The 19,908-nt window shown below is 52.0% G+C and carries 21 protein-coding genes; 8 read left to right on the top strand and 13 right to left on the bottom strand.

The annotated features are described in order from the left end of the window. The first annotated feature begins 220 nt into the window (after window positions 1-220). The 5 genes from KGZ92_03500 (at window position 221) to KGZ92_03480 (ending at window position 4,179) form a co-directional block, all read left to right on the top strand. A complete protein-coding gene (locus KGZ92_03500; GenBank protein MBS3888355.1) occupies window positions 221-718 on the top strand; it encodes a hypothetical protein in 498 nt (165 codons plus the stop codon). Between the two features lie 426 nt (window positions 719-1,144). Beyond that, window positions 1,145-1,291 carry a hypothetical protein gene (locus KGZ92_03495; GenBank protein MBS3888354.1) on the top strand — a complete coding sequence of 49 codons (147 nt, stop codon included), beginning with the start codon at window positions 1,145-1,147 and terminating at the stop codon, window positions 1,289-1,291. Window positions 1,292-1,380: 89 nt separating this feature from the next. Then, window positions 1,381-1,656 (top strand): hypothetical protein, encoded by a 276-nt coding sequence (locus KGZ92_03490; GenBank protein MBS3888353.1) that lies wholly within the window; start codon window positions 1,381-1,383, stop codon window positions 1,654-1,656. A 94-nt stretch (window positions 1,657-1,750) separates the two neighbouring features. Further along, complete coding sequence (locus KGZ92_03485) at window positions 1,751-2,347, top strand: hypothetical protein (protein ID MBS3888352.1); 597 nt, start codon at window positions 1,751-1,753, stop codon at window positions 2,345-2,347. A 44-nt stretch (window positions 2,348-2,391) separates the two neighbouring features. Beyond that, window positions 2,392-4,179, top strand: coding sequence for a M3 family oligoendopeptidase (locus KGZ92_03480; protein MBS3888351.1), 1,788 nt, complete (start codon window positions 2,392-2,394; stop codon window positions 4,177-4,179). A 137-nt stretch (window positions 4,180-4,316) separates the two neighbouring features. Here KGZ92_03480 and KGZ92_03475 read toward each other — a convergent pair whose 3' ends face one another. From KGZ92_03475 to KGZ92_03435, 9 genes are all read right to left on the bottom strand, one after another. After that, entirely contained in the window at window positions 4,317-5,567 is a 1,251-nt protein-coding gene (locus KGZ92_03475) for a nitrogenase component 1 (protein MBS3888350.1), read from the bottom strand. Next, window positions 5,554-6,870: a nitrogenase component 1 gene (locus KGZ92_03470; GenBank protein MBS3888349.1), complete on the bottom strand. Its 1,317-nt coding sequence runs from the start codon at window positions 6,868-6,870 to the stop codon at window positions 5,554-5,556. Before KGZ92_03470 ends, KGZ92_03475 begins: the two co-directional genes overlap by 14 nt. Beyond that, entirely contained in the window at window positions 6,821-7,669 is an 849-nt protein-coding gene (locus KGZ92_03465; protein MBS3888348.1) for an ABC transporter ATP-binding protein, read from the bottom strand. The genes KGZ92_03470 and KGZ92_03465 overlap by 50 nt, the downstream gene beginning before the upstream one ends. Next, window positions 7,669-8,637 (bottom strand): iron ABC transporter permease, encoded by a 969-nt coding sequence (locus KGZ92_03460; protein ID MBS3888347.1) that lies wholly within the window; start codon window positions 8,635-8,637, stop codon window positions 7,669-7,671. Before KGZ92_03460 ends, KGZ92_03465 begins: the two co-directional genes overlap by 1 nt. A 77-nt stretch (window positions 8,638-8,714) precedes the next feature. Beyond that, window positions 8,715-9,989 carry an ABC transporter substrate-binding protein gene (locus KGZ92_03455; protein ID MBS3888346.1) on the bottom strand — a complete coding sequence of 425 codons (1,275 nt, stop codon included), beginning with the start codon at window positions 9,987-9,989 and terminating at the stop codon, window positions 8,715-8,717. A gap of 16 nt (window positions 9,990-10,005) precedes the next feature. Further along, window positions 10,006-10,773, bottom strand: coding sequence for an AAA family ATPase (locus KGZ92_03450; protein ID MBS3888345.1), 768 nt, complete (start codon window positions 10,771-10,773; stop codon window positions 10,006-10,008). Between the two features lie 290 nt (window positions 10,774-11,063). Next, window positions 11,064-11,477 (bottom strand): arsenate reductase ArsC, encoded by a 414-nt coding sequence (locus KGZ92_03445; GenBank protein MBS3888344.1) that lies wholly within the window; start codon window positions 11,475-11,477, stop codon window positions 11,064-11,066. Window positions 11,478-11,614: 137 nt separating this feature from the next. Beyond that, the gene (locus tag KGZ92_03440) at window positions 11,615-12,064 is read right to left on the bottom strand and encodes a hypothetical protein (GenBank protein ID MBS3888343.1); all 450 of its coding nucleotides are present in this window, start codon (window positions 12,062-12,064) and stop codon (window positions 11,615-11,617) included. After that, window positions 11,991-13,283 (bottom strand): MFS transporter, encoded by a 1,293-nt coding sequence (locus KGZ92_03435; GenBank protein MBS3888342.1) that lies wholly within the window; start codon window positions 13,281-13,283, stop codon window positions 11,991-11,993. Before KGZ92_03435 ends, KGZ92_03440 begins: the two co-directional genes overlap by 74 nt. Window positions 13,284-13,569: 286 nt before the next feature. Between KGZ92_03435 and rsgA the strand changes: the two genes are divergently transcribed. Beyond that, window positions 13,570-14,475 (top strand): ribosome small subunit-dependent GTPase A, encoded by a 906-nt coding sequence (rsgA, locus tag KGZ92_03430; GenBank protein MBS3888341.1) that lies wholly within the window; start codon window positions 13,570-13,572, stop codon window positions 14,473-14,475. Window positions 14,476-14,511: 36 nt separating this feature from the next. Here rsgA and KGZ92_03425 read toward each other — a convergent pair whose 3' ends face one another. Genes KGZ92_03425 through KGZ92_03410 form a run of 4 tightly spaced genes read right to left on the bottom strand, consistent with a single transcriptional unit; the run spans window position 14,512 to window position 17,441 of the window. Beyond that, window positions 14,512-15,309, bottom strand: a complete 798-nt coding sequence (locus KGZ92_03425) for an ABC transporter permease subunit (protein ID MBS3888340.1) — start codon at window positions 15,307-15,309, stop codon at window positions 14,512-14,514. Between the two features lies 1 nt (window position 15,310). Continuing rightward, window positions 15,311-16,204: an ABC transporter ATP-binding protein gene (locus tag KGZ92_03420; protein ID MBS3888339.1), complete on the bottom strand. Its 894-nt coding sequence runs from the start codon at window positions 16,202-16,204 to the stop codon at window positions 15,311-15,313. A gap of 19 nt (window positions 16,205-16,223) precedes the next feature. Continuing rightward, the gene (locus KGZ92_03415) at window positions 16,224-16,394 is read right to left on the bottom strand and encodes an Arc family DNA-binding protein (protein ID MBS3888338.1); all 171 of its coding nucleotides are present in this window, start codon (window positions 16,392-16,394) and stop codon (window positions 16,224-16,226) included. An 18-nt stretch (window positions 16,395-16,412) separates the two neighbouring features. After that, window positions 16,413-17,441 (bottom strand): SPFH domain-containing protein, encoded by a 1,029-nt coding sequence (locus KGZ92_03410; protein ID MBS3888337.1) that lies wholly within the window; start codon window positions 17,439-17,441, stop codon window positions 16,413-16,415. A 164-nt stretch (window positions 17,442-17,605) separates the two neighbouring features. On the opposite strand from KGZ92_03410, the gene KGZ92_03405 reads away from it, so the two are divergent. Both KGZ92_03405 and KGZ92_03400 read left to right on the top strand, forming a co-directional pair. Further along, window positions 17,606-18,166, top strand: coding sequence for a metalloregulator ArsR/SmtB family transcription factor (locus tag KGZ92_03405; GenBank protein ID MBS3888336.1), 561 nt, complete (start codon window positions 17,606-17,608; stop codon window positions 18,164-18,166). A 139-nt stretch (window positions 18,167-18,305) separates the two neighbouring features. Next, the gene (locus KGZ92_03400; protein MBS3888335.1) at window positions 18,306-19,865 is read left to right on the top strand and encodes a DUF1343 domain-containing protein; all 1,560 of its coding nucleotides are present in this window, start codon (window positions 18,306-18,308) and stop codon (window positions 19,863-19,865) included. The last annotated feature ends 43 nt before the right edge of the window (window positions 19,866-19,908 follow it).

The following is a 19,908-nucleotide window of genomic DNA, read 5'->3' as shown; positions in this document are numbered from 1 at the left end:
CTGGTCATTTTACGCTAGAAATCGCTTCGTGAACGCCCCATACTCTACGTTCTTCTCTGCTAATGGGTAGAACAGGAAATCAACAGGGTCTAATTGAACGCTGAGAGTTAGAATTTGCAGTGGAATCAGCTTTGCCTCACCGAACGATTACAACTCACTTGTGCTAATGCGGCATAAGAATTATAGCCTTGACCCAACCAACATCACCTTGGATGATATTATGCGTGTCTCGCGGGCTGTGACGCCAGTACCAGAGCCGGAGCTGCCTTTTCCGCAGGCGGATAGCCTTGAGAGGGTAGTAAATCTCTGTGAGCTACTGGGACAAGGGGACCTTACGAAAGAGGAGGTTAGCCTTAACTATGCTTTTGACCCACGGCAAGCCGACTACTACGCCAATGCGGGAAGGTATCTTGGCCTAGTAACCAAGCCTGAGAGGCATAACGATGGAGTGTATTCGCTGACCTCCGCAGGCAAGCAATTGCTACGGCTGAAATACAAGGAGAGGCAATTACTCTTGGTTCACTACATATTAAGTCATAGAGTGTTCAACGCAGTTCTGAATCTTCATTTGTCCAACGGGGTAATGCCGCAGAGGGACGAAGTAGTGGCGATTATGAAAACATGTCACCTTTATCACATGGAGGCAGAAAGCACTTTTGATCGAAGGGCCTCTACCATTGTTAGTTGGGTGAACTGGATCTTGGCTTTGCCGAGGTAGAACTTCGTTGTTACTACTAACCCATAATGTCCAGCAAAAGACGGTGTATGTTGGCCCTAGACTGCCGTACAGTTTGTCCGGGGATGCAGTGATCGGGCAGCTGTGATAGAAGTTAGTGTCCTCAGCAACTAGCTCGCAAGGGCGAACATCCTTTTGTGCGCCAAAAAGGATTACTGCTCGTTATCTCCACTAGTTTAGCGAAGTTTTTTGCCGCCCATGGCAGGAAAAATAAGGTGGCTAGGATAATTAAAGCAGGTAGTTGGATGCAGTTGTAGATTACCATTTGCACTCGGCAACACTGCAAACGAATACTTTCCGCCATGACAGAATACACGTACACCACCCGTCCTCTGCCACGCCAGAACAACCCCCTTCAGGCGTTACCCCAATATAGGCCTACTAAAGATAAATAAAGGAGTGAACTTTATGAAAACGCTACCAGCTATTTTACTGACAGTGCTGCTGCTCTGTGCGCTAGGCTACGGCCTTTATGTATTTTCTCCTTGGTGGAGCCAAGTGACATCCGAGACCTGCCATATTTTTGACGCTACCACGGCGAGTGCGGAGATGTGATTGCTGGTATGAAGATTGTCACTAACTATACCCAGCTTGCGGGACCATTCGGTTCGGCTGGAATTGTTCAGTTTTCGGGGCGGGCAACCGTGAGCGGCGTCTACACTGTCAGTACGGATGCTGATAACCCGCGCTGGGTGTCGTTTTACGTTGACGATTCCTCACTTACCAAACTCCCAAGAATGAACAACAATACCCGTGCCCTATGGTTTACGTTTAACAACCACGAGCAAGACCTAAATGCCTTTGGCACAAAGGCAAAGTCAGGCCGGGCGACAATTGTCATCGACAATTATCGGATTCATCGTGCGGAAACAGATGCCTTTAACACCGCTGACCTCGTAAGAGTTGTTCGCCTAGATTAATTGCCCTGACAAAGCAGGAGGCTACAACTGTTTTGATTGTCTTACTGACCAAGCAATGCTACCATTGAGGCAGATGTCGTAGAAAGGATTAGATATGATGTCCACTACTGGTTTCCCCAAACCGAACCCAGAATACTTGAATCTATATCACGTTAACCCTAGCACCGAGGCCTATGTGGTGGAGTTATCCATCGATGACTACTCCGAGATCTTTAATGGTTGGGATGCCTCCCCCTTGCGACGTAAAGAAATTGAGCCGGAATTAATGAACTACTTGGAGCAGGCAGGGGGCGAAATTCCTTTACGGGCAAAAATCGAGCTGTGCTTTAACGTCAGAGCAGCTGGCCGCGACCATGAAAAGGAGCTCACCACGAGGGCGGCTATCCAAAACAACTTTCGCGTGCAGTTATTGTTTGCTAACCAGGCGCTGCGCAATATTTACCGGCGCTTCGTGACCTATGTGACCGTATCGGCTATTCTGCTGACATTAGCCTACACTCTGCCAAACTTGATGGATCTAGCCCTCATGCACAAGATTCTTGTCGAGGGGATGTTTATCGGGGGCTGGTGGATACTTTGGGAGGGATGTTCACTCTTTTTCTTCAAGGGGCATGAGTTGCGCACTAAGAAAAAGATGTTTGAGCGCTACATTAGGTCGGACATTTTCTTCCGCGATGCCGGAGCCTTGTGAGACTAACTCTTGCCTAACTAACAATATTTCCGGAGGTGCATTTAATGGAATTACGCTGGGACCTTACCCCCCTATACCCAAGCTTCACCTCAGATGCTTTCCAAAACGATTTGCAGACGGTGACCGCGGAACTAGCCGCCCTAAAAGAACGCTACACTTGGAGCCATGTGCATGACCCCGCTGCGGAGATGACATCCTACCTACTAGATTTAAGCGCGCTGACGTCGCGCATGGTGCTACTGCAAGGTTATGCTGGGTTAACCTTTCAGGCCGACACCACAAATGAAGCTGCCATGCGCTATGTCGATCAGCTCGACATGCTTATGACGGAACTTACAGAGCCCACGGTAAAATTTCGCCGTTACTTGACGACGCTTAGAGATTTAGAGGGACTATTGAACACCTCCCCCTTTCTGATGGAGCATAGCTTTTTAATCAAGGACCAACTTGAAAAAGCTAGCTACATGCTCAGTGACCGTGAGGAGGTTTTACTGGCCCTGCTGCAGACCACTGGTTCTAGCGCTTGGAGTATATTGCAGAGCAAACTAACCGCAGGCCTGATGATAACCTTAGATGTCGAGGGGGAGCAAAAGACCCTGCCTCTCTCCATGCTGCGTAACCTCGCTAAGCATGAGTCCGCTGAAGTGCGTAAATCTGCCTACATAGCTGAGCTAAAGGCCTATGAGAGCATCGATGAGGCCATTGCCTCTGCCCTAAACAGCATCAAGGGAGAAGTGCTAACAGTCGCTAAACTACGGGGTTACCCCTCCCCCCTTGCCCAGAGCGCCGCTACAGCGCGCCTAGACATGGATTCTTTAAACGCCATGATAAGTGCGATGCGTGACAAGTTGCCCGCTTTTAGAAAATACCTGCGGCGCAAGGGCGAGATCCTCGGCCATCAAAACGGGCTGCCCTTCTACGACTTGTTCGCCCCTGTCACCACCAGCTCTCTCAAATTTACCTGGGAGGAGGGCGCGGCCTTCATCACTAGGCATTTTGGTAGCTACTCGCAGGAGCTAGCCGATTATGCCATGCAAGTATTCGCAGGCAGTTGGGTCGACGTTCTCCCCCGTAAGGGCAAGGTAGGCGGCGCTTTCTGCGCTAGCGTACACCCGATTAAAGAAAGCCGTATTCTCATGAACTACACAGGCAGTTTCTCCGACGTGTCGACCCTAGCTCATGAACTTGGGCATGGCTACCACAATGCCCAAGTGTTCTGCGAGTCCGTACTGAACAGCGACTACCCCATGCCGGTAGCAGAGACAGCCTCTATATTCTGCGAGACCATCGTGATTGATGCTGCTCTCAAAGAAGTTACAGACCAAGACAAAGTAGACATCCTCGAAAAGTCTCTCGCCGGGCACACGCAACTTATTGTCGACATTCTCTCCCGCTTTATCTTTGAGACCAATGTATTCGAGGCTCGCCGGGAAGCCCCGCTTTCGGTAAGCCAAGTAAAAACCCTTATGCTCGCCGCTCAGCAAGAAGCCTATGGCGACGGCCTAGACGAAAACGCACTGCACCCCTATATGTGGCTATGCAAGTCGCACTACTACTCCGCCGGCTTCAACTTCTACAACTACCCCTATGCTTTCGGACTACTTTTTGGCAAGGGGCTTTACGCGCAGTATCTTGACGGCCACACAAACTTCCACGCTGCGTACAACCAGCTGCTAAACAACACCACGCGCATGCCGGCCAAAGAAGTCGCCGCCACAATGAACATCGACACAACCGCAAAGGATTTTTGGCTGAAGTCCCTCGGGATTATTGAACGAGATATCGAAGAATTTCTGCGCCTGACTGAACACCTAGTGCCTGGCAAAGCGTAAGGCTCTGCTGGCAGCTAGCAACACGACATGCTTGTAGTCGCCAGAGAGGATGGGCGGCGCAAAGATGTACATGGAGCAAGAGACCAGGCCATAGCCTGGTCTCTTGCTCCATGCTTCGTTACTTAACTCCGAAGGCCCTACAAGCCGCTGGTGCGCAGTCCACTCATTAAACGCTCAATCAAGTAAGTAGCACCGTTAATGCCCATAAAGGGGGTGCCGTCGTAGATAAGGGTGCTACTAAGGTTAGGATTGGCCACCTGTACTTTGACAGGCACAGATGAGGCCATGTCAAGCAACACACCATCTCCCGAGACGACAGATGGGCGGATGGACGCCAAGAGGGCTAATTTCTCAGCTTCGCTAGGGTTAAAAGAGAGCTTCTCGGCCAAAACGGGGTCAATTTCTGGCAGGCGAGTCGGGCGGTTGTGATTTACGATTATGTGCTTGACGTCAATACCAAGTTCACCGTGGAGGAAAGCGTACATCCCTTGTACCTGCATCAGTGAACCAGCCAGTAAGGTGGGCAGGCTCTTGTAGTGAAAAAGTGCTCGCCGCACAGTGCCGCTGTGCTTGGTCGCATGCCCACGCAGATGCTTGGCGAAGTTGCTGTCAAGCTCTTTGCCTAGCACTTGACCTACTTTTTGCAGCCACTCTAGTGTGCCCCTGTAGCCATAGGGTGCGCCATACACATAGGGTTGGCCATGGCGACTTTGCAGCAGCTCGGCACATTCGAGCCCTTCACTGCGCAGGACGATGTTAAACTTGGCGTTTGCTGCCTGCTTAATCTCGCTCACCGAGGAGTCGGCCGTAAACACTGTATGCACTGCGAGTCCGAACGCTTCTTTGAGCAAGTAGCGCAATTCTCTGATGTCAGACTGGAAGTTGTAGCAATCTATATTGACTCCGATGATATTGCAGGTGTTAGGTAGCTCTATAGTGCGCTCTGCGACGACCTTGTTCGCCAAGGCAGTCAGCACTTCGCGGATACCTAGGGTGTAGTCACCCCGCCAGCCTCCCCCCGTGATGGGAATGAGGGTGGCCTGCGTCTCTGGCTGCCTGGCCGCACAAATGGTCTCGAGGTCTGTACCAATGATCGAGGAGATGGACGAGGCCACGACAAAGATGACGGATGGAGCATAGACAGTGTCTACTTCCCTTAGAGTGTCCTCTAAGCGCGTGCTGTCGCCCATGACAATATCGGTTTCGTCCATATGGGTGGTGAAGAGACGGGCCTGCATATCAGCATTAAGTTGCATAAAGCCTTCAATGGCATAGTGGGTCGTGCCTGCCGGCCCATACTCGAGGACAGCGGCTTCGCGCAGGCTGCTTAGCGCCCACAAGGCTCCCATGCGGTCAGAGGCGGGGGGCAGGTACTTATACAGTTGCATATCTTACACTCCGTGTTTCTCCAGAATTAGCCGTATCTAGGGCGCGCAGTAGGGTTTTCAGCACGGTTAGGGGCACAGCAAAGCCTAGTTTGGCAGCTGCGGCATCAAAGGCCACCTGCGCGACGCCATACTCGCGCAGTCGCTCCGGATTCTCGTGCCCGATGTAGAGACTAGGCCTAAGCTCCTTGTACACTGCCTGTAGGGGGGCGATGTTAGCCACACGAGCCACATAGGGGTCGTGCCCTTGGCTAAGTATCTCCTGGATATATGCGGCATCGTTGCCGTAGAGATCGCGCGCTTGTATAAGGAGTGGCTCCATGCCTAGGCTCGCCAAGAAAGACGAAAGCTCAAAGGCCAGCATGGGTGTGTTTCCGTATACGAAATTTTTGCCTGCGACAACCTTCTTGCTCGCGGCAATGAGAGCCTCTAGTTCCGTGCAGAGCTCGGCTACCTCTGCCTCAAGATCGAGGTTAAGATGGCGCGCTATATCGCGGTAACCCTGCCTAATGCGCTCGGGACAGAGATACTTTTCAAAGTAGACAAAGGGGGTACCGAAGCGCTCTTCCATGGAGGCGGCTAGCGCTAAGGCAGTGAAGTCCGTAACGATGTTAAGAGCGGCACTTGGCGCGTGCCGCAGCTCAGATACACTACAGGCCGATGGTATAGCTAGATTAATTTCTACACCCTTCTTGGTGAGCAGGCGCATGAGCTCGGCATCGTTAATGCCTGGGTAGCGATGCCCCAGAATATTGACTGTCTGTGGCTTTACCGTGCTTTGGCCCATCAGCTCCCCAAAGGCGGTGAGGCAGCGCTCTATGCCGGGAATATGGCTATTGCACTTAAAGTGCTCCGTGCGGACAATCAATAACTTAGCCTGAACTTCATCCTGCAGCTCGCTGGCGAGAGCGGTAAAATCCTCACCTATGACTTCAATTACGCAGGTGGTAACCAAGAGAATGGCTTGCGGCGCGTAAGTTTTGTCAATATCGCGCACTACAGCGCGGAGCTTTTCGGCGCAGCCGAAAACTACGTCATCCTGATTCATGGCAAAGGAGAGAAAGTTATCTTGCATCGCAGCATCGCCCGCGCGGCGATTAATATTAAAGTTCTTGGTATAGTAGGTGCATTCGTCAGTACCCACTATGAGCACTATCATGTCTTTAATGTACCCCGCCGTTAACGCAACACCAAACAAGGGGCAGTGCGTACCGGGGAATTGTGCCAGGGATAGCGGGCGAATGTCTTTCGCCGTCTCAATTTGCGATATGCGCTTCAGTCCGCTTAGGTTGGCATGTAGTACCACAATGAGTCTCCTCTCTGTGCGCGCGACAAAGTCCGAGCGCATGACAATATAGTTTGCCGCTGTGCGGGTGTAGAGCGATTTCTGCCTCTACACGGTAGACACTGCGTAGTAGTTCCGGCGTTAAAACCTTGAGAGGAGGGCCTTCGGCGACTAGGCGTCCCTCTTTTATGACGACGATTCTGTCGCTAAAGGCGGCGGCCTGATTTATGTCATGCAGGACCATGACGACCGTCAGCCCGAGCTCGGCATTGAGATCTTGTATTAGAGCCATTACTTCAAGTTGGTGACAAATGTCGAGAAAGGTCGTGGGCTCGTCTAGCAGGAGCACTTTGGGCTGCTGGGCAAGTGCGAGAGCCAGCCAGGCGCGCTGCCTCTCGCCACCAGACAGAGTATTGACCGAGCGCTCCGCCAGATTTTGCATATGGGTCTTGCTAATGGCCCACTCCACCACAGCGCTATCCTCATTGTTTATGGTCTCATACCATTTTTGATGCGGAATTCGCCCGTAAGTAACCAACTCGCGCACTGTAAAATCAGGCGGAGTGACATGATTTTGCGACAAAATGGATAATTTGCGCGCCACCTCAGCGGTCGGCAGTTTGTGAATGTCTCGGCCGTCAAGGTATACCGTGCCGCCGCGGCTTTTCATCATGCGCGACAGAACTTTAAGCACGGTAGACTTGCCTGAGCCATTCGGACCAATAAGTGAGACGACCTCGCCCTCGCCTACCACCATATCGAAGTCCTCGACGGCAACTTTGCGCTCGTAATCAATTGTTAGCTTCTTAGCCGCAATCATTATCGCATCGCACCTCCCTTTCTGAGCAAGTACAAGAAGAAGGGTCCTCCCACCACAGCCATGATGATCCCTACCGGTAGCTCCACTGGTCTAAAGACAGTGCGGGCCGCGGTATCGGCAATGATGAGCAATATAGAGCCAAGCAAAGCACTCAGTGGCAACATGAACTTGTAATCGCTACCGATGAGTAGGCGACTGACATGGGGGATGATTAACCCAACAAAGCCAATGAGGCCCACCACAGACACAGAAATCCCCGCTAGAAAGGCGGCCACAAAGGACAAGACTACACGGGCAACATTGACCTTGAGTCCCAAATTCTTGGCCACGTCATCGCCAAGTTGCAGCAAATTGGCGGCCTTGATGCACAGGACGGCAGCCAGCAATCCAAGGATAGAGTACGGCGCCAACATCCGCACATGATACCAACTGCGCCCAGCGATACTACCGTTCAGCCACATCAATACACCCTGGATGCGATCGCTGTACAAGATGGAGAGCAGAGAAGTGCCACCGCCCAAAAGGGCATTAACGGCAACACCAGCAAGAATAATGCGTATGGGGTCGATGCCCCTCTTCCAGGCCAGCAGGTAGACCAAGAAGACAGCCAGGGTGCCGCCCACAAAGGCTGCCACCGGAACAAGGCCGCTTAGAGACGGAAAGACCAGCATAATGGTCACTGCTACCAAGGCTGCGCCTGTGGAGACCCCGGTTAAGCCGGGGTCTGCCAAAGGATTTCTCATTACGGACTGCAGTAGTGCCCCCGAGATGGCGAGGTTAGCTCCCACCATGCCGGCAAGCAAGAGGCGCGGCAGTCGAATATTCATAACGATATTGCGGGCGAGACTGTCGGCCTCCGAGAAAAGGGCGGAGATGATCTCGCCGGAAGTAAAACTTAGGCTGCCAAAGCGCAGAGAGAGAATGCTGACGGCAAAAAACGCAAGCAGTACGAGGGCGAGAATACCCATCCTTTTAGCCAGACGAGAATACCCCGGAGTGCGGACAACTTGTTGTGCAGTTCTAGCTGCCATTTCCACCATTTTGTCTAGGGGTAGAGCACACGGGCGAGCTGCTCGAGGGCATCAACCATGGCTAGGCCGGGGTTAGAAAAGAACAAATCCACAGGCAAGTCGATCACGCGTCCGTTTTGCACGGCAGACATGGTGCCCCATAACGGATTTTGCGTGAACTCACGCTCAAACATGCTCTGCATTTCGGCAGGGTTGCCGTGCGAAATGCGTAGTATCACTTGCGGATTCGCAGCGAGCACATTCTCCATGCTGAGCGGTATGGTTTGCACATTGAGCGGCACATTCATTCCGGAAGTGATATTGCGGGCACCTAGCATTCTTGCCATTTCTCCGGCGTAGGAAAACTCCGTCGATAAGGAGAAGGAATCTGCGGTGCCAAAGATTATCATCACGATGGGGGACGGACGTCCCTGCACACGTTGCCGAATGGCGGCCTCGCGCCTACGAATATCGTTAAGTACTTGGTTAGACCTCTCGGTGCGACCAAAAGCGCGGCCAAACATCTCTACATTGGCGATCACATCGCTATAGCGTTGGTTATCGATAAAGTAAGCGGTGAAGCCGTGCTGCCGCAAGATAGGCTGCAGAGCTGGCTTAAACAAAATGTTCGCGATTACTAAATCGGGATTAAGGGCGCGTAGTTGCTCAATGTTAGGAGAACGAGGTGCGCCTACCTGCGGCACGTCACGAATAATCTCCGGGGCGCGCGCAGTCGTGGCCATGCCTACGGGCATGATGCCAAGCTCTGCTAGCACGCTGGCAGTGTTGACAGAGAGGGCCACTACGCGCGTGGGTACTCTGTCGAGCACTACCCGTGTGCCATCGGCCTCAACTAGGACAAAGGGCAATGGTGCAGGCGTTTGCGTTTGTGTTGGTGTCTGTGTTGGCGTTTGTGTTGGTGTTTGCGTTGGCGTTTGTGTTGGTGTTTGCGTTGGCGTTTGTGTTGGTGTTTGCGTTGGCGTTTGTGTGGCTACTCGTGTGGGTGTCGGTGCAGGGGTCACCGTTTGAGTTTGTGTCGGGCGCGGAGCTGCGGCTGCCGTGGCCTGGGGTGCCGGAGTAGTAGCCGGCGCAGTTGTTGGTGCCGGAGTTTGGGCTGGAGTGGTCGCAGGAGTTGTCACTGGTACCGGGGCCGGCGTCACGGGGGCCGGAGTAACTACGGGGGCAGGGTTGGCAGTGACGGTTGGCGCGTTGGTTGCGGGAGCATTGCGTGTCGCAGTGTCAGTGCACGCCACAAGTAGAACTAGCAGGGCCACAACAGTAATGAGCGAGAGCAACTTAGCAATCTTCAAGTAGATACCTCCTCGATTATATGGCTTGAGACAAGATTTTGGGCTGCGCCACTTTAGCGGCTAGCTCTAGGTAGACTTGACTCATGTCAGACTCCGGAAAAGACTCGATAACTGTGGTACCTTGGTTTTCGGCGCGTTGCACAAGATGGTGCCGCGGCACATACTGCACAATGCTGCTGCCAATTTCTTGCGCCGCCTTGCTAACTAACTCCACCTCATCCTCGACCCCTTTGGCATTGAGAATGAGTCCGCTCAAACGGGCATACCCGCGCGTACTAAATTGACTAACGGCATGGGCAATGTTGCTGGCCGCAAAGAGCGACATCATCTCACCTGAGGTCACTATGTAGACGTCTTCTGCATATCCTCCGCGTAGCGGCATAGCGAATCCACCACAGACAACATCACCAAGCACGTCATAAATGACGATATCCGGCCGATATACCTCGAAGGCCTTAAGTTCTTCGAGCTTCTCAAAGGCAGTGATAATCCCCCGGCCGGCGCAACCTACACCTGGTGTTGGTCCGCCCGCCTCCACGCAAAGCACACCCCTATACCCTTTAAACACGATATCATCCAGAGTTAAGTCCGCCCGCTTGGCCTTGATGCTATCTAGTACGGTAGGAATCACCCGCCCTGACATCAAGTTCTTAGTCGAATCAGCCTTAGGGTCACAACCAATTTGCATTACCGTGAACCCCTTAACCGCTAAGGCAGCCGACATATTAGATGTTGTAGTCGACTTACCAATGCCACCCTTGCCATAGACGGCAATTTTCTTCACCTGCATCCACCCCTTTACTGATGAAAATGATTCTCACTTTGGTGGCAAAAAAAATTTGTCTCTCGCCTCGCCACTCTCAAGGCGTTTGATATTGATAATCTATATCAACTCCACTGAGATAATACCACCCACCAGAACCCCCGTCAAGCAATTTTCTTCATGCTCACCCCATGTTTCTGTCTGCCTCAGAACCCGCTTGCTGCGCGAGCTTAGGCATGACAAAACGACGAGGCTGGTAACACCACCTCGTCACCCACTAAACGATAGTACAGATACACTGCGGGGCGGTACTACGTGCTAATTAGTCCTCCCCTTACCCTTTCAGCCAGATTCATCAGCTTACTTTCTATCTCGCGTATGACGACGACGAATTCCTCATCGCTCTTGCCTGTCGGGTCACTAAGCCCCCAGTCTTCCCGATGTTGGCAAGGCAGGTAGGGGCAGACTACATTGCACCCCATGGTGACAACGATATCGCTCGGCGGAATGTCTGACAGAAGCTTTGGGCGCTGCGTTTCTTCCATATCGATGCCGTATAGTTGCTTGAGCAGGCGCACGGCATCTCGATTGATGTGCGGCCTCATTTCTGTGCCCGCGGAAAAACTTGCGAAGGCGTCACCGGCCAATGCTGTACCTAAGGCTTCGGCAATTTGTGAGCGACAAGAATTATGAACGCAGATGAAGGCAACTTTCGGTAGATACATTGTAATGTAGAGCCTCCTTTTCAGATTGATAGTGACTACTAATACGTGAAGAACGCGTTAAGCTGTGAGAGCCAAAGGACAATGAGCAAACGGCCGAGGCAGGAGCGCGCTGCGGCAAATTGATAGCCTCCTAGCTACTAGACTGTGTAGCGTTCTCTCCACGTAACAGGGAAACCAGTTTTATCAGCGTAGGAGTAGCGTATAAGCTGCCCATGGTGCTGCACTTCATGCTCTAACAAGTCGATAACGAAACTTAACGTAGCCGGTGTCAAGGTAGCAGACTGCAAAAACTCCATGATGCGATTACTCGTCGCCTCGAGCGCGGCGAGTACTATGTCCTTCGCCAGATGATTAGTTAGGCTACAAGAAAAACCAGCCCACACCCCGAGCTGCATCGCCTTGAGGTAGCTTTCACGGGCCCCTACTATGCACCACACCTGTTCTCCAATGCTGTTGGATGGCACATTGGGCAAGCGCAGGGCGAGAGCATCCTCGGTAAGAAATCTCACATAGTCATGACTTAAGTCCATAGCTCTTTTCATCTTGGCGCTGATTACTTGGTTGTCCGTTTGATGCAGTAGACTCATCTAGGTCTCCTCCTCTTGCTTGGCTACCACGCCATAGTAGCCCCATAATACATAGTAAGCCCATACCACCACAGGCCAAAAAGCCGCCCGAGGCGCCGAAGGCATCCGTCACGCTACCGGCAAACAGGTTGCCAATGGGCGATGTGCCGCCGTTGAGCAAGGAGTGTAGGCTCATCACCCTGCCGCGTAAATGGTCTGGCGCTGCGACTTGTAGACTCGAGTTCGCCGTCGCGCTGTAGGTGATTAGAGCCCAACCCATAATAAATAGCAGTATGAGGGAGGCCGTATAATCGCTAGCCTGAGACATGGCAAGCTGTGTCACGGTGAGTGCGGCCGCACCACCGAAAAGCACCTTCCTACTAGGGCCACGATGGGCAAATGAGGCGAGCGTAGTTGCGCCAAGCACAGCCCCCACGCCCATAGCCGACATCAGTAAACCATAGCCAGCGGCGCTCTGGCCCAAGACATCGCGGGCCAGCACAGGGATTAAAATGCTCATGTTAAGCGCGAAAATACCTAAGAGCCCTACTAAGGCCAGGGTCTCAAAAACAGCGGGGTTACGCAGGGCATAATCTAGGCCTTCGCGTATCTCTGTCCCCATGTTTCTAACGCGCTTTACGGCGCTTGTCGTGGCAACTTTGATTTTAAGAAGGGCGTAAATTACGAATACGTAGCTTAACCCATTGAGTAAGAAGGCCAGTCCCGCGCCAAACTGGTCCATAATCAGGCCTCCTATGGCGGGGCCGATGATGCGGGCGGCATTAAAAACAGCCGAGTTCAGCGAAATGGCATTCATGAGGTCCTCTTTCCCCACCATCTCCACCATAAAGGACTGCCGCGTGGGGGTGTCAAAGGCGGAGCAAACTCCTTGCAGCAGTGCTAGAACAAGAATATGCCAGTATTCTATCCTAGCGGTGTACACAAGGGCTGACAAAGTAAGCGCCTGCAGCAACAAGCCGGCCTGTGTGGCTATTATTAGGCTGCGTTTAGGAACGCGGTCCGCCACAACACCTGCTACTAGCGACAACAACAAGACTGGTAAAAACTGCATAACGCCGATTAACCCGAGCAGAAAGGGCGAATCCGTCATCTCGAGCACCAACCACGCTTGACTAGCGCGTTGCATCCATGTGCCTACCAGCGAAACGCATTGGCCAGACCAAAACAACCTAAAATTAGGATGACGCAACGCTGCCAATGGCCTCACATTTGTTCTCATATATTGCTCCCCCATTTACGCCGCCCCCGCACACATTCGCTTGCCAAAATTATACCTTACAGAAGTATTATTTGCATACCAGTCTGACCCATGGTACAATAAGAGTAATTATATGAGTGGAGGTGGCGTGTATGGTGACAGGTGTTGTTAATGTGTTTTTTTGCCTTGTCGACAATGAAACCGACCGCGATACCTCTTTGATGCCGCTACTTAAGTAGGCCAGAGGTTAATGCGCCGTGGGTTTCAGACCCACGGCTTTTTGTTATGCCCTGAAACAATTTAAGGAGTGATCACCATTATTCTAGGTAAAGTTCTTCGTGCATCCCAAGTTCAGTACCATGTCCTTGCCGACAACATTCATTACATCTGTACATTGCGAGGCCGGCTCCTAAAGGGCAAAGCGGTTACTACCAATTTGCTGGCGGTAGGAGATGATGTCTGGATAACACCAACCTCAGAAACACAGGCTGTTATCGAGCGCATAGAAAACCGGCGCAGCAAGCTATCGCGCCGCTCCCCGGGTCGAGAGCCACGCGAGCAACTGCTCGCCGTCAATGTTGACTATGGCGTAATCGTTATGGCGGCCATCGCCCCAGACTTTAACACTAACCGCTTGGACCGCTACATCGCCAGTTGCCACAGCGGCGGGGTATGCCCAGTGATATGTATTAACAAAATCGACCTCACCAATGAAGATGAGATTCGGCGCGCCATGGTCACCTATGAAAGCCTCGGCTACAAAGTACTCTACACCAGTGCCTGCACGGGACAAGGCCTCGATGAGCTGCGCGGGCTCCTCAGGGACCATGTTTCCACCCTAGTTGGCTCGAGCGGCGTGGGCAAATCAAGCTTAATTAACGCCATACAACCTGACTTAGCACTTAAGACGCGGGCTTTGCGCGAAAAGTTTCTTAAGGGTCAGCACACTACCACCAGTGCCGAGCTGCTACCTCTAGACATGGGCGGCATGGTGGTCGACACCCCCGGGATGCGGGAATTTGCCCTGTGGCAAGACAACACCGAAAACAGCGATGTCGAGGCCTCGTTCCCAGACATTGAACAGGCCTCGCATCGCTGCCGCTTCAGAAATTGCACGCACATACATGAGCCGGCATGCGAAGTTAGACGCATGGTAGAAAGCGGTGAAATTGACCCCGCTAGATACAAGAGCTTTGTCAAGCTCTCGCGCTAGATACAAGAGCTTTGTCAAGCTCTCGCGCTAGGCCCCCTACAACGGCAGACGTTTGCGGTTGAAGATGATTGTACCAGCCGTGAACAGTGCGACGATTAAAGCGATATAGATCGAATTTACGCCCCAAGTAGAAGCACCAGCGACGATCTTGCGCGGGTCATAGAAGCCAAAGATTGACATGGAGGAAAGGAGTTCTAGACCAGGTCCTGAGCCGCCGAGCATGTTCATGAGCAAGAACGAAATCGGTATACCTGCTCCTAAGCTAAGCGAAAGCCTCGTTTCGTTAAAGACACAAGAGAAGAAAAAGGAGATCATCATCACGGTCATGTTTACCAACATGGTCGTGATGTTTAGTCTTAAGAAGGCGTTGATGTCTAGTTCACCTGGAAACATCGTCTCTGCAGAAAACACCCCCACGCCAAAGAGGAGGGCAAACAGGACGAGCAGTGAGGTGAGCGCGTAAACCCCTTGCGTGACAATGATGCGCACCCTGGTGTTAGGAGTAGAAAGCAGGAAGGCGAAGGAGCCATTGTCGACCATCTTGGCCACCAGCCCATTAGCGAGAATTATAGAATACACCATCGGGAAGCCAATCATGAGCAACCCATACAACCAGCTCGCGAGGTAGCCCGTCAAATCCGTCGCCAAGGCCTCAAATCCGAAGGCCGCCCTGAGACCTGCTGGGATGGCCTCCATCATAGCTAGGAGTCCTGCCATGTCCGCGGGGTCGTACATGGAGAGCATCACCGTCATGTACATCGTCAGCACGCCGAAAAAGATCACCAGCAACATCCAGTTGCGTTTTAGGGTATGGCGAAACAGAGCAAGGTTCATACTACTTGACCTCCTTGCCATAAAAATCAATGAAGATGTCTTCGAGCGTCTGGTGCTTCACGCTTAAGTTTTGCACGGTCAGCTCTGCAGCTGCCTTAATGAAGCGGTCCACATTGCCGCCGGCGACTTCAATGAGCACTACACCGCTCGCGTCGCTTTGTGCCTTGAAACCCGCCGCAACAAGCGTTTTGGCCGCCAAAGAGTTATCGGCAGTTGTAAGCGCGAATACTTTCCTCTGCGAGTCCTTAAGCGCTTGCACCTCCGCTTGCTTGACTATGCGCCCGTTCTTAATAATGAGCACCGTGTCGCAAACTTTCTCGACCTCCTCAAAGATGTGGCTCGACATAAGTATAGTTCTGCCAAGTGCTTTCTCAGATAGAATTAGCTCCGTGAAGCGGTTTTGCATCAGAGGGTCGAGCCCGCTTGAGGGCTCATCTAGAACTAGCACCTCGGGGCTATGCATAAAGGCCGCCACGATGCCGAGCTTCTGTTTCATGCCCTTAGAAAAGCGCCTAATCTTGCCGCGGGGGTCTAGCTCGAACATATCGAGGAGTTGTTTTAGGCGTGTAGTGTTCTTTGTACCCCGCATCGCCGCCATAAAGGAGAGAAACTCATCGCCGTACATACCGTCAGGAAACACGATTTCGCCCGGTATGTACCCCAAGTGTTTCTGCACTTCTGGGGCCTCTTCTATGCAGTCAAGCCCTGCAATGTGGCACTTGCCCTTGTCTGGACGCATAAACCCTAGAAGCGCTCTCAGGGTAGTGGTTTTGCCAGCGCCGTTTGGCCCAAGGTAGCCCATAACCGCGCCCTTGGGCACCGTAAAATCTAGCTCGAAGACGCCCTTACCGCTGGGGTAAGTAAGGGTTAGCAGAGAGACATTGATCATGGCCATCCTCCTTGCGATTTGGACCCTAGGTTTCTTTTTGGCCCTTCTTTCTACGCTGCACACATTCATGCAACAGGTACTCGATCTGAGCATTAATGGAGCGAAAGTCGTCTTCCGCCCATGCTGCTAACTCCCGCCAGAGCGCAGGCGACAGACGAAGCAGCAGCTGCTTTTTGCTGGATTCTTTTTCACTCATCGGTGTTTTTCCGCGCTCCTAATACAATGATCCACTGTTAACTACTGGCTGAACATCTCTGTTGCCGCACAGTACCACTAGCAAGTTGCTGACCATGGCGGCTTTACGCTCTTCGTCTAGTTTGACGATATCATTCTCGTTGAGCTTGATTAGCGCCATCTCTACCATGCCCACCGCCCCCTCGACAATAAGCTGACGCGCGTCCACCATTGCCGAAGCTTGTTGCCTTTGCAGCATGGCGGCGGCGATTTCAGGCGCATAAGAAAGATGCGTGATGCGGGATTCGATAATCTCAAGCCCCGCCACTGATACTTTCTCTTGCAACTCGTGGCACAGTTTTTCGGCTACTTCTTGACTGCTACCACGTAGCGACATCTCGCTTTCTTCACTAGGTAGGTCGTAGGGGTAGTTACGCACTATGTTGCGCAGCGCCGAGTCGCACTGTATCGAGAGATACTCCTTGTAGTTGTCGACACTAAAAACTGCTTTCGCTGTGTTAATGACCCTCCAAACGACCACCACGCCGATGATGATGGGGTTGCCGAGTTTGTCGTTAATCTTCTGCTTATCGTTGTTAAGTGTAATAGCCTTAAGCGAGATGATTTTGCTCTGGGACAGGGTCAACACATTCTTCTCCAACTTACCGGCCACCGCGCCGGTTGTTAGTTGCACCCCCGCCGTAGGGTTAACAGCCGAAACAAAAGGGTTGACGAAGTAAAATCCAGCCTCTCTTAATGTGCCGTAGTACTTGCCAAAGAGGGTCAGCACTAGAGCTTCATTAGGGCGTATGACCTTGAGCCCCACAAAAATGATAGGTCCTTTGACCAAGAGATAAAAGAGCCCGAACACCGTGAATACGAGGCTGATGAGGCGTGGCTCGCCGGTCAGTCTGAGGTCGCTTTCTAACCACACCACCCCATATACGGACATCACCGCGGTGGCAACCATCAACACAATGTTTAGCACTAACACATACAGCCCGGGTATAGACGGCGGGGCGACTTCCTCGTGTGGCGACTGCCTGATATTTTCGTTAATACTTGCCATAGCTACCAGACCTCCCTGCAGGTATTGATATCATCATGATATCAATACCATATTACACCCGCTTTTCGCCGCCGTCAACACGGTAGCATGGCCAAAAAATATTGACAGCTCGCATATTTTCGTTATCATCTAATTAGATATTAACGAAAGAAGGGACGAAGAAGATGATAGATGTTTCACGCATGGAGGCACTTGTGGAGTTCTATGGCGCGTTAGCAGATGCGACACGGTTAAAACTCATTGGTCTACTCGCAGTAAAGCCGATGTGTGGTTCCGAACTTGCTCGTGAACTTGAAGTTAGCGCACCTACGGTCAGTCACCACATTGGGCGGCTCAAACGATTAGAGCTAGTTAAATCGGTACGCGAAGACACTACAATCTATTACGCTTTGGACACCGACAGACTGCACGCCTTAAACCGCTCTGTGTTTGGTGAGGCAGAAAACAAAGATACTCCCCGCCCTAAAAGAGACGAGCGCCAAAAGGTCTTAGACGCCTTTTTTGTCGGCGGACGACTGAAAGACCTCCCTGTGCAGCGCAAGAAGAAACTTTATGCGCTAGAAGAAATTCTAAAATTATTCGAACCGGAGCGCATCTACACCGAAGACGAGGTGAACGAGCACATTAAGACCGTCTTTCAGGACTACTGCACTATCCGGCGCGAGTTCATTATTAACGGCTACATGCGCCGCGATAAGGGTATGTATCAGGTCAACCTAGGTTAAACATTCTGCACAGCGCTGCCTACACTACCGGCCCACTCTTATTACAATAATTAGGCAACATCCCGACATGTTTCATTTCTTTTGAATAATAGCCTGCTCTATGTTAGAATTAATTAATGACATCATGGGAGGCTACAAGATGAAACGAATTTTCGCGTGTCTGTTGGTCATCGTCCTTTTGCTGCCCGCCGTTGCACATTCCGTACTGAGTCCATCATATAGTAGTGTTTTTCGACTTGGCAATGAGGTGCTTCTGGACCGCTACCGTCACCTCTTAAGCGGCCAGCGAGTCGGTCTGATTACCAACCAGAGTGGGGTAAACAGCCGAGGAGAGTCGCTCATAGACATCTTTTCGCGTGACCCAAGTATTAACTTGACCGCCTTGTATGGTCCTGAACATGGTATAGACGGGAAATCCCCGGCGGGAGCATGGGTTGAGTCTTACACCCATCCTACCTTAAATATCCCAGTATACAGTCTGTACGGTTCGACCCGCAAACCAACAGCGGCCATGTTAGCGAATATAGATGTTCTAATTTTTGATATGCAGGACATTGGGGCGCGAACCTATACCTATATCTCCACCCTGAACTACGCGATGATTGCGGCCAAAGAAAACGGAAAACGCATCATCGTTCTCGATCGCCCAAATCCCCTAGGCGGAATGATAGTTGAAGGCCCAGTACTCGAGGATGGCTACAAAACCTTTGTTGGGGTGGACAACCTCCCCCTAGCGCATGGTATGACCATTGGCGAGCTTGCCCTGTACTTTAATCGTCTTATTGGCGCCGATGTTGTTGTGGTACGCATGGAAGGCTATAATCGAGAAATGATCTACCAGGACACAGGCATGGCATGGGTGCAAACCTCGCCAAACATCCCCGACGTAGAGAGCGCCTTTGGCTACATGGCCACCGGGCTCGCAGAGGGCACGGGTGTGGGCATGGGAGATAAGTTTAAGTGGGTGGGTGGCAAGGGGCTCGACTCACATCAATTTAGCGCACTGCTCAACAAAGCTAATCTGCCTGGGGTCACCTTTACTCCTGAGGCCAGAGGCTCATGGGGAGGGGCACGACTCACCATCACCGATTTTCGCGCCTTTAACCCAGCAAGGACCGGTCTTTACACGCTGTTTCTAGCTCGTCAACTCTGGAAATTCACCATTCCCAAGAGCGGCCCGACCTTAGCTTCCATGGTGATGTTCGACAAAGTAATGGGCACCAACAAGCTAGGTTTGTGGCTAGAGAAGAACCTCACCCCAACAGAGATGGAGAAAGAATACCAGCAGGGGCTTGCGGCGTTTAAAAAAGAAAGGCAGAAATACCTGCTCTACGGATTTAGAGGTACCTCCATGCACCCCTCCCTTATTGTGAATGGACACAATATCTACAGTGATGTCCTCCCTATAATAAGCAATGCCCGCACGCTCGTGCCGATAAGAGCACTAGCCGAGCAACTAGGGGCGCAGGTTACCTGGGTAGAGAAGGAAAATGCCGTTATCATCGTCAAGCAGCAACAAACGATCCGGTTAGTACTCAACAGCCGCAGCGCCCAAGTCAATGGTAGCGCGCTCACCCTTGATGTCGCGCCCATTGCCCGTACAGGTAGAACCATGCTACCCGTGCGCTTTGTGAGCGAGTTTCTCGGTCATAGCGTAGGGTGGTGCGAAAAAACCTTCGCTGTCTTTGTAGGTCAGTAGACTGCGAGCAGTAGGGACGGAGCCTGTTGCTTTAAGCAACAGG

Source organism: Bacillota bacterium, assembly GCA_018333655.1.
Classification (GTDB): Bacteria; Bacillota; UBA994; order UBA994; family UBA994; genus BS524.
This window is presented reverse-complemented; position numbering and strand designations above follow the sequence as displayed.

Excerpts from the sequence above, each read along its gene's own strand:
- KGZ92_03500 (MBS3888355.1), top strand. The coding sequence starts at position 221 with ATGCGTGTCTCGCGGGCTGTGACGCCAGTACCAGAGCCGGAGCTGCCT.
- KGZ92_03495 (MBS3888354.1), top strand. The coding sequence starts at position 1,145 with ATGAAAACGCTACCAGCTATTTTACTGACAGTGCTGCTGCTCTGTGCG.
- KGZ92_03485 (MBS3888352.1), top strand. The coding sequence starts at position 1,751 with ATGATGTCCACTACTGGTTTCCCCAAACCGAACCCAGAATACTTGAAT.
- KGZ92_03480 (MBS3888351.1), top strand. The coding sequence starts at position 2,392 with ATGGAATTACGCTGGGACCTTACCCCCCTATACCCAAGCTTCACCTCA.
- KGZ92_03475 (MBS3888350.1), bottom strand. The coding sequence starts at position 5,567 with ATGCAACTGTATAAGTACCTGCCCCCCGCCTCTGACCGCATGGGAGCC.
- KGZ92_03465 (MBS3888348.1), bottom strand. The coding sequence starts at position 7,669 with ATGATTGCGGCTAAGAAGCTAACAATTGATTACGAGCGCAAAGTTGCC.
- KGZ92_03460 (MBS3888347.1), bottom strand. The coding sequence starts at position 8,637 with ATGGGTATTCTCGCCCTCGTACTGCTTGCGTTTTTTGCCGTCAGCATT.
- KGZ92_03445 (MBS3888344.1), bottom strand. The coding sequence starts at position 11,477 with ATGTATCTACCGAAAGTTGCCTTCATCTGCGTTCATAATTCTTGTCGC.
- KGZ92_03440 (MBS3888343.1), bottom strand. The coding sequence starts at position 12,064 with ATGAGTCTACTGCATCAAACGGACAACCAAGTAATCAGCGCCAAGATG.
- KGZ92_03435 (MBS3888342.1), bottom strand. The coding sequence starts at position 13,283 with ATGAGAACAAATGTGAGGCCATTGGCAGCGTTGCGTCATCCTAATTTT.
- KGZ92_03425 (MBS3888340.1), bottom strand. The coding sequence starts at position 15,309 with ATGAACCTTGCTCTGTTTCGCCATACCCTAAAACGCAACTGGATGTTG.
- KGZ92_03420 (MBS3888339.1), bottom strand. The coding sequence starts at position 16,204 with ATGGCCATGATCAATGTCTCTCTGCTAACCCTTACTTACCCCAGCGGT.
- KGZ92_03415 (MBS3888338.1), bottom strand. The coding sequence starts at position 16,394 with ATGAGTGAAAAAGAATCCAGCAAAAAGCAGCTGCTGCTTCGTCTGTCG.
- KGZ92_03410 (MBS3888337.1), bottom strand. The coding sequence starts at position 17,441 with ATGGCAAGTATTAACGAAAATATCAGGCAGTCGCCACACGAGGAAGTC.
- KGZ92_03405 (MBS3888336.1), top strand. The coding sequence starts at position 17,606 with ATGATAGATGTTTCACGCATGGAGGCACTTGTGGAGTTCTATGGCGCG.
- KGZ92_03400 (MBS3888335.1), top strand. The coding sequence starts at position 18,306 with ATGAAACGAATTTTCGCGTGTCTGTTGGTCATCGTCCTTTTGCTGCCC.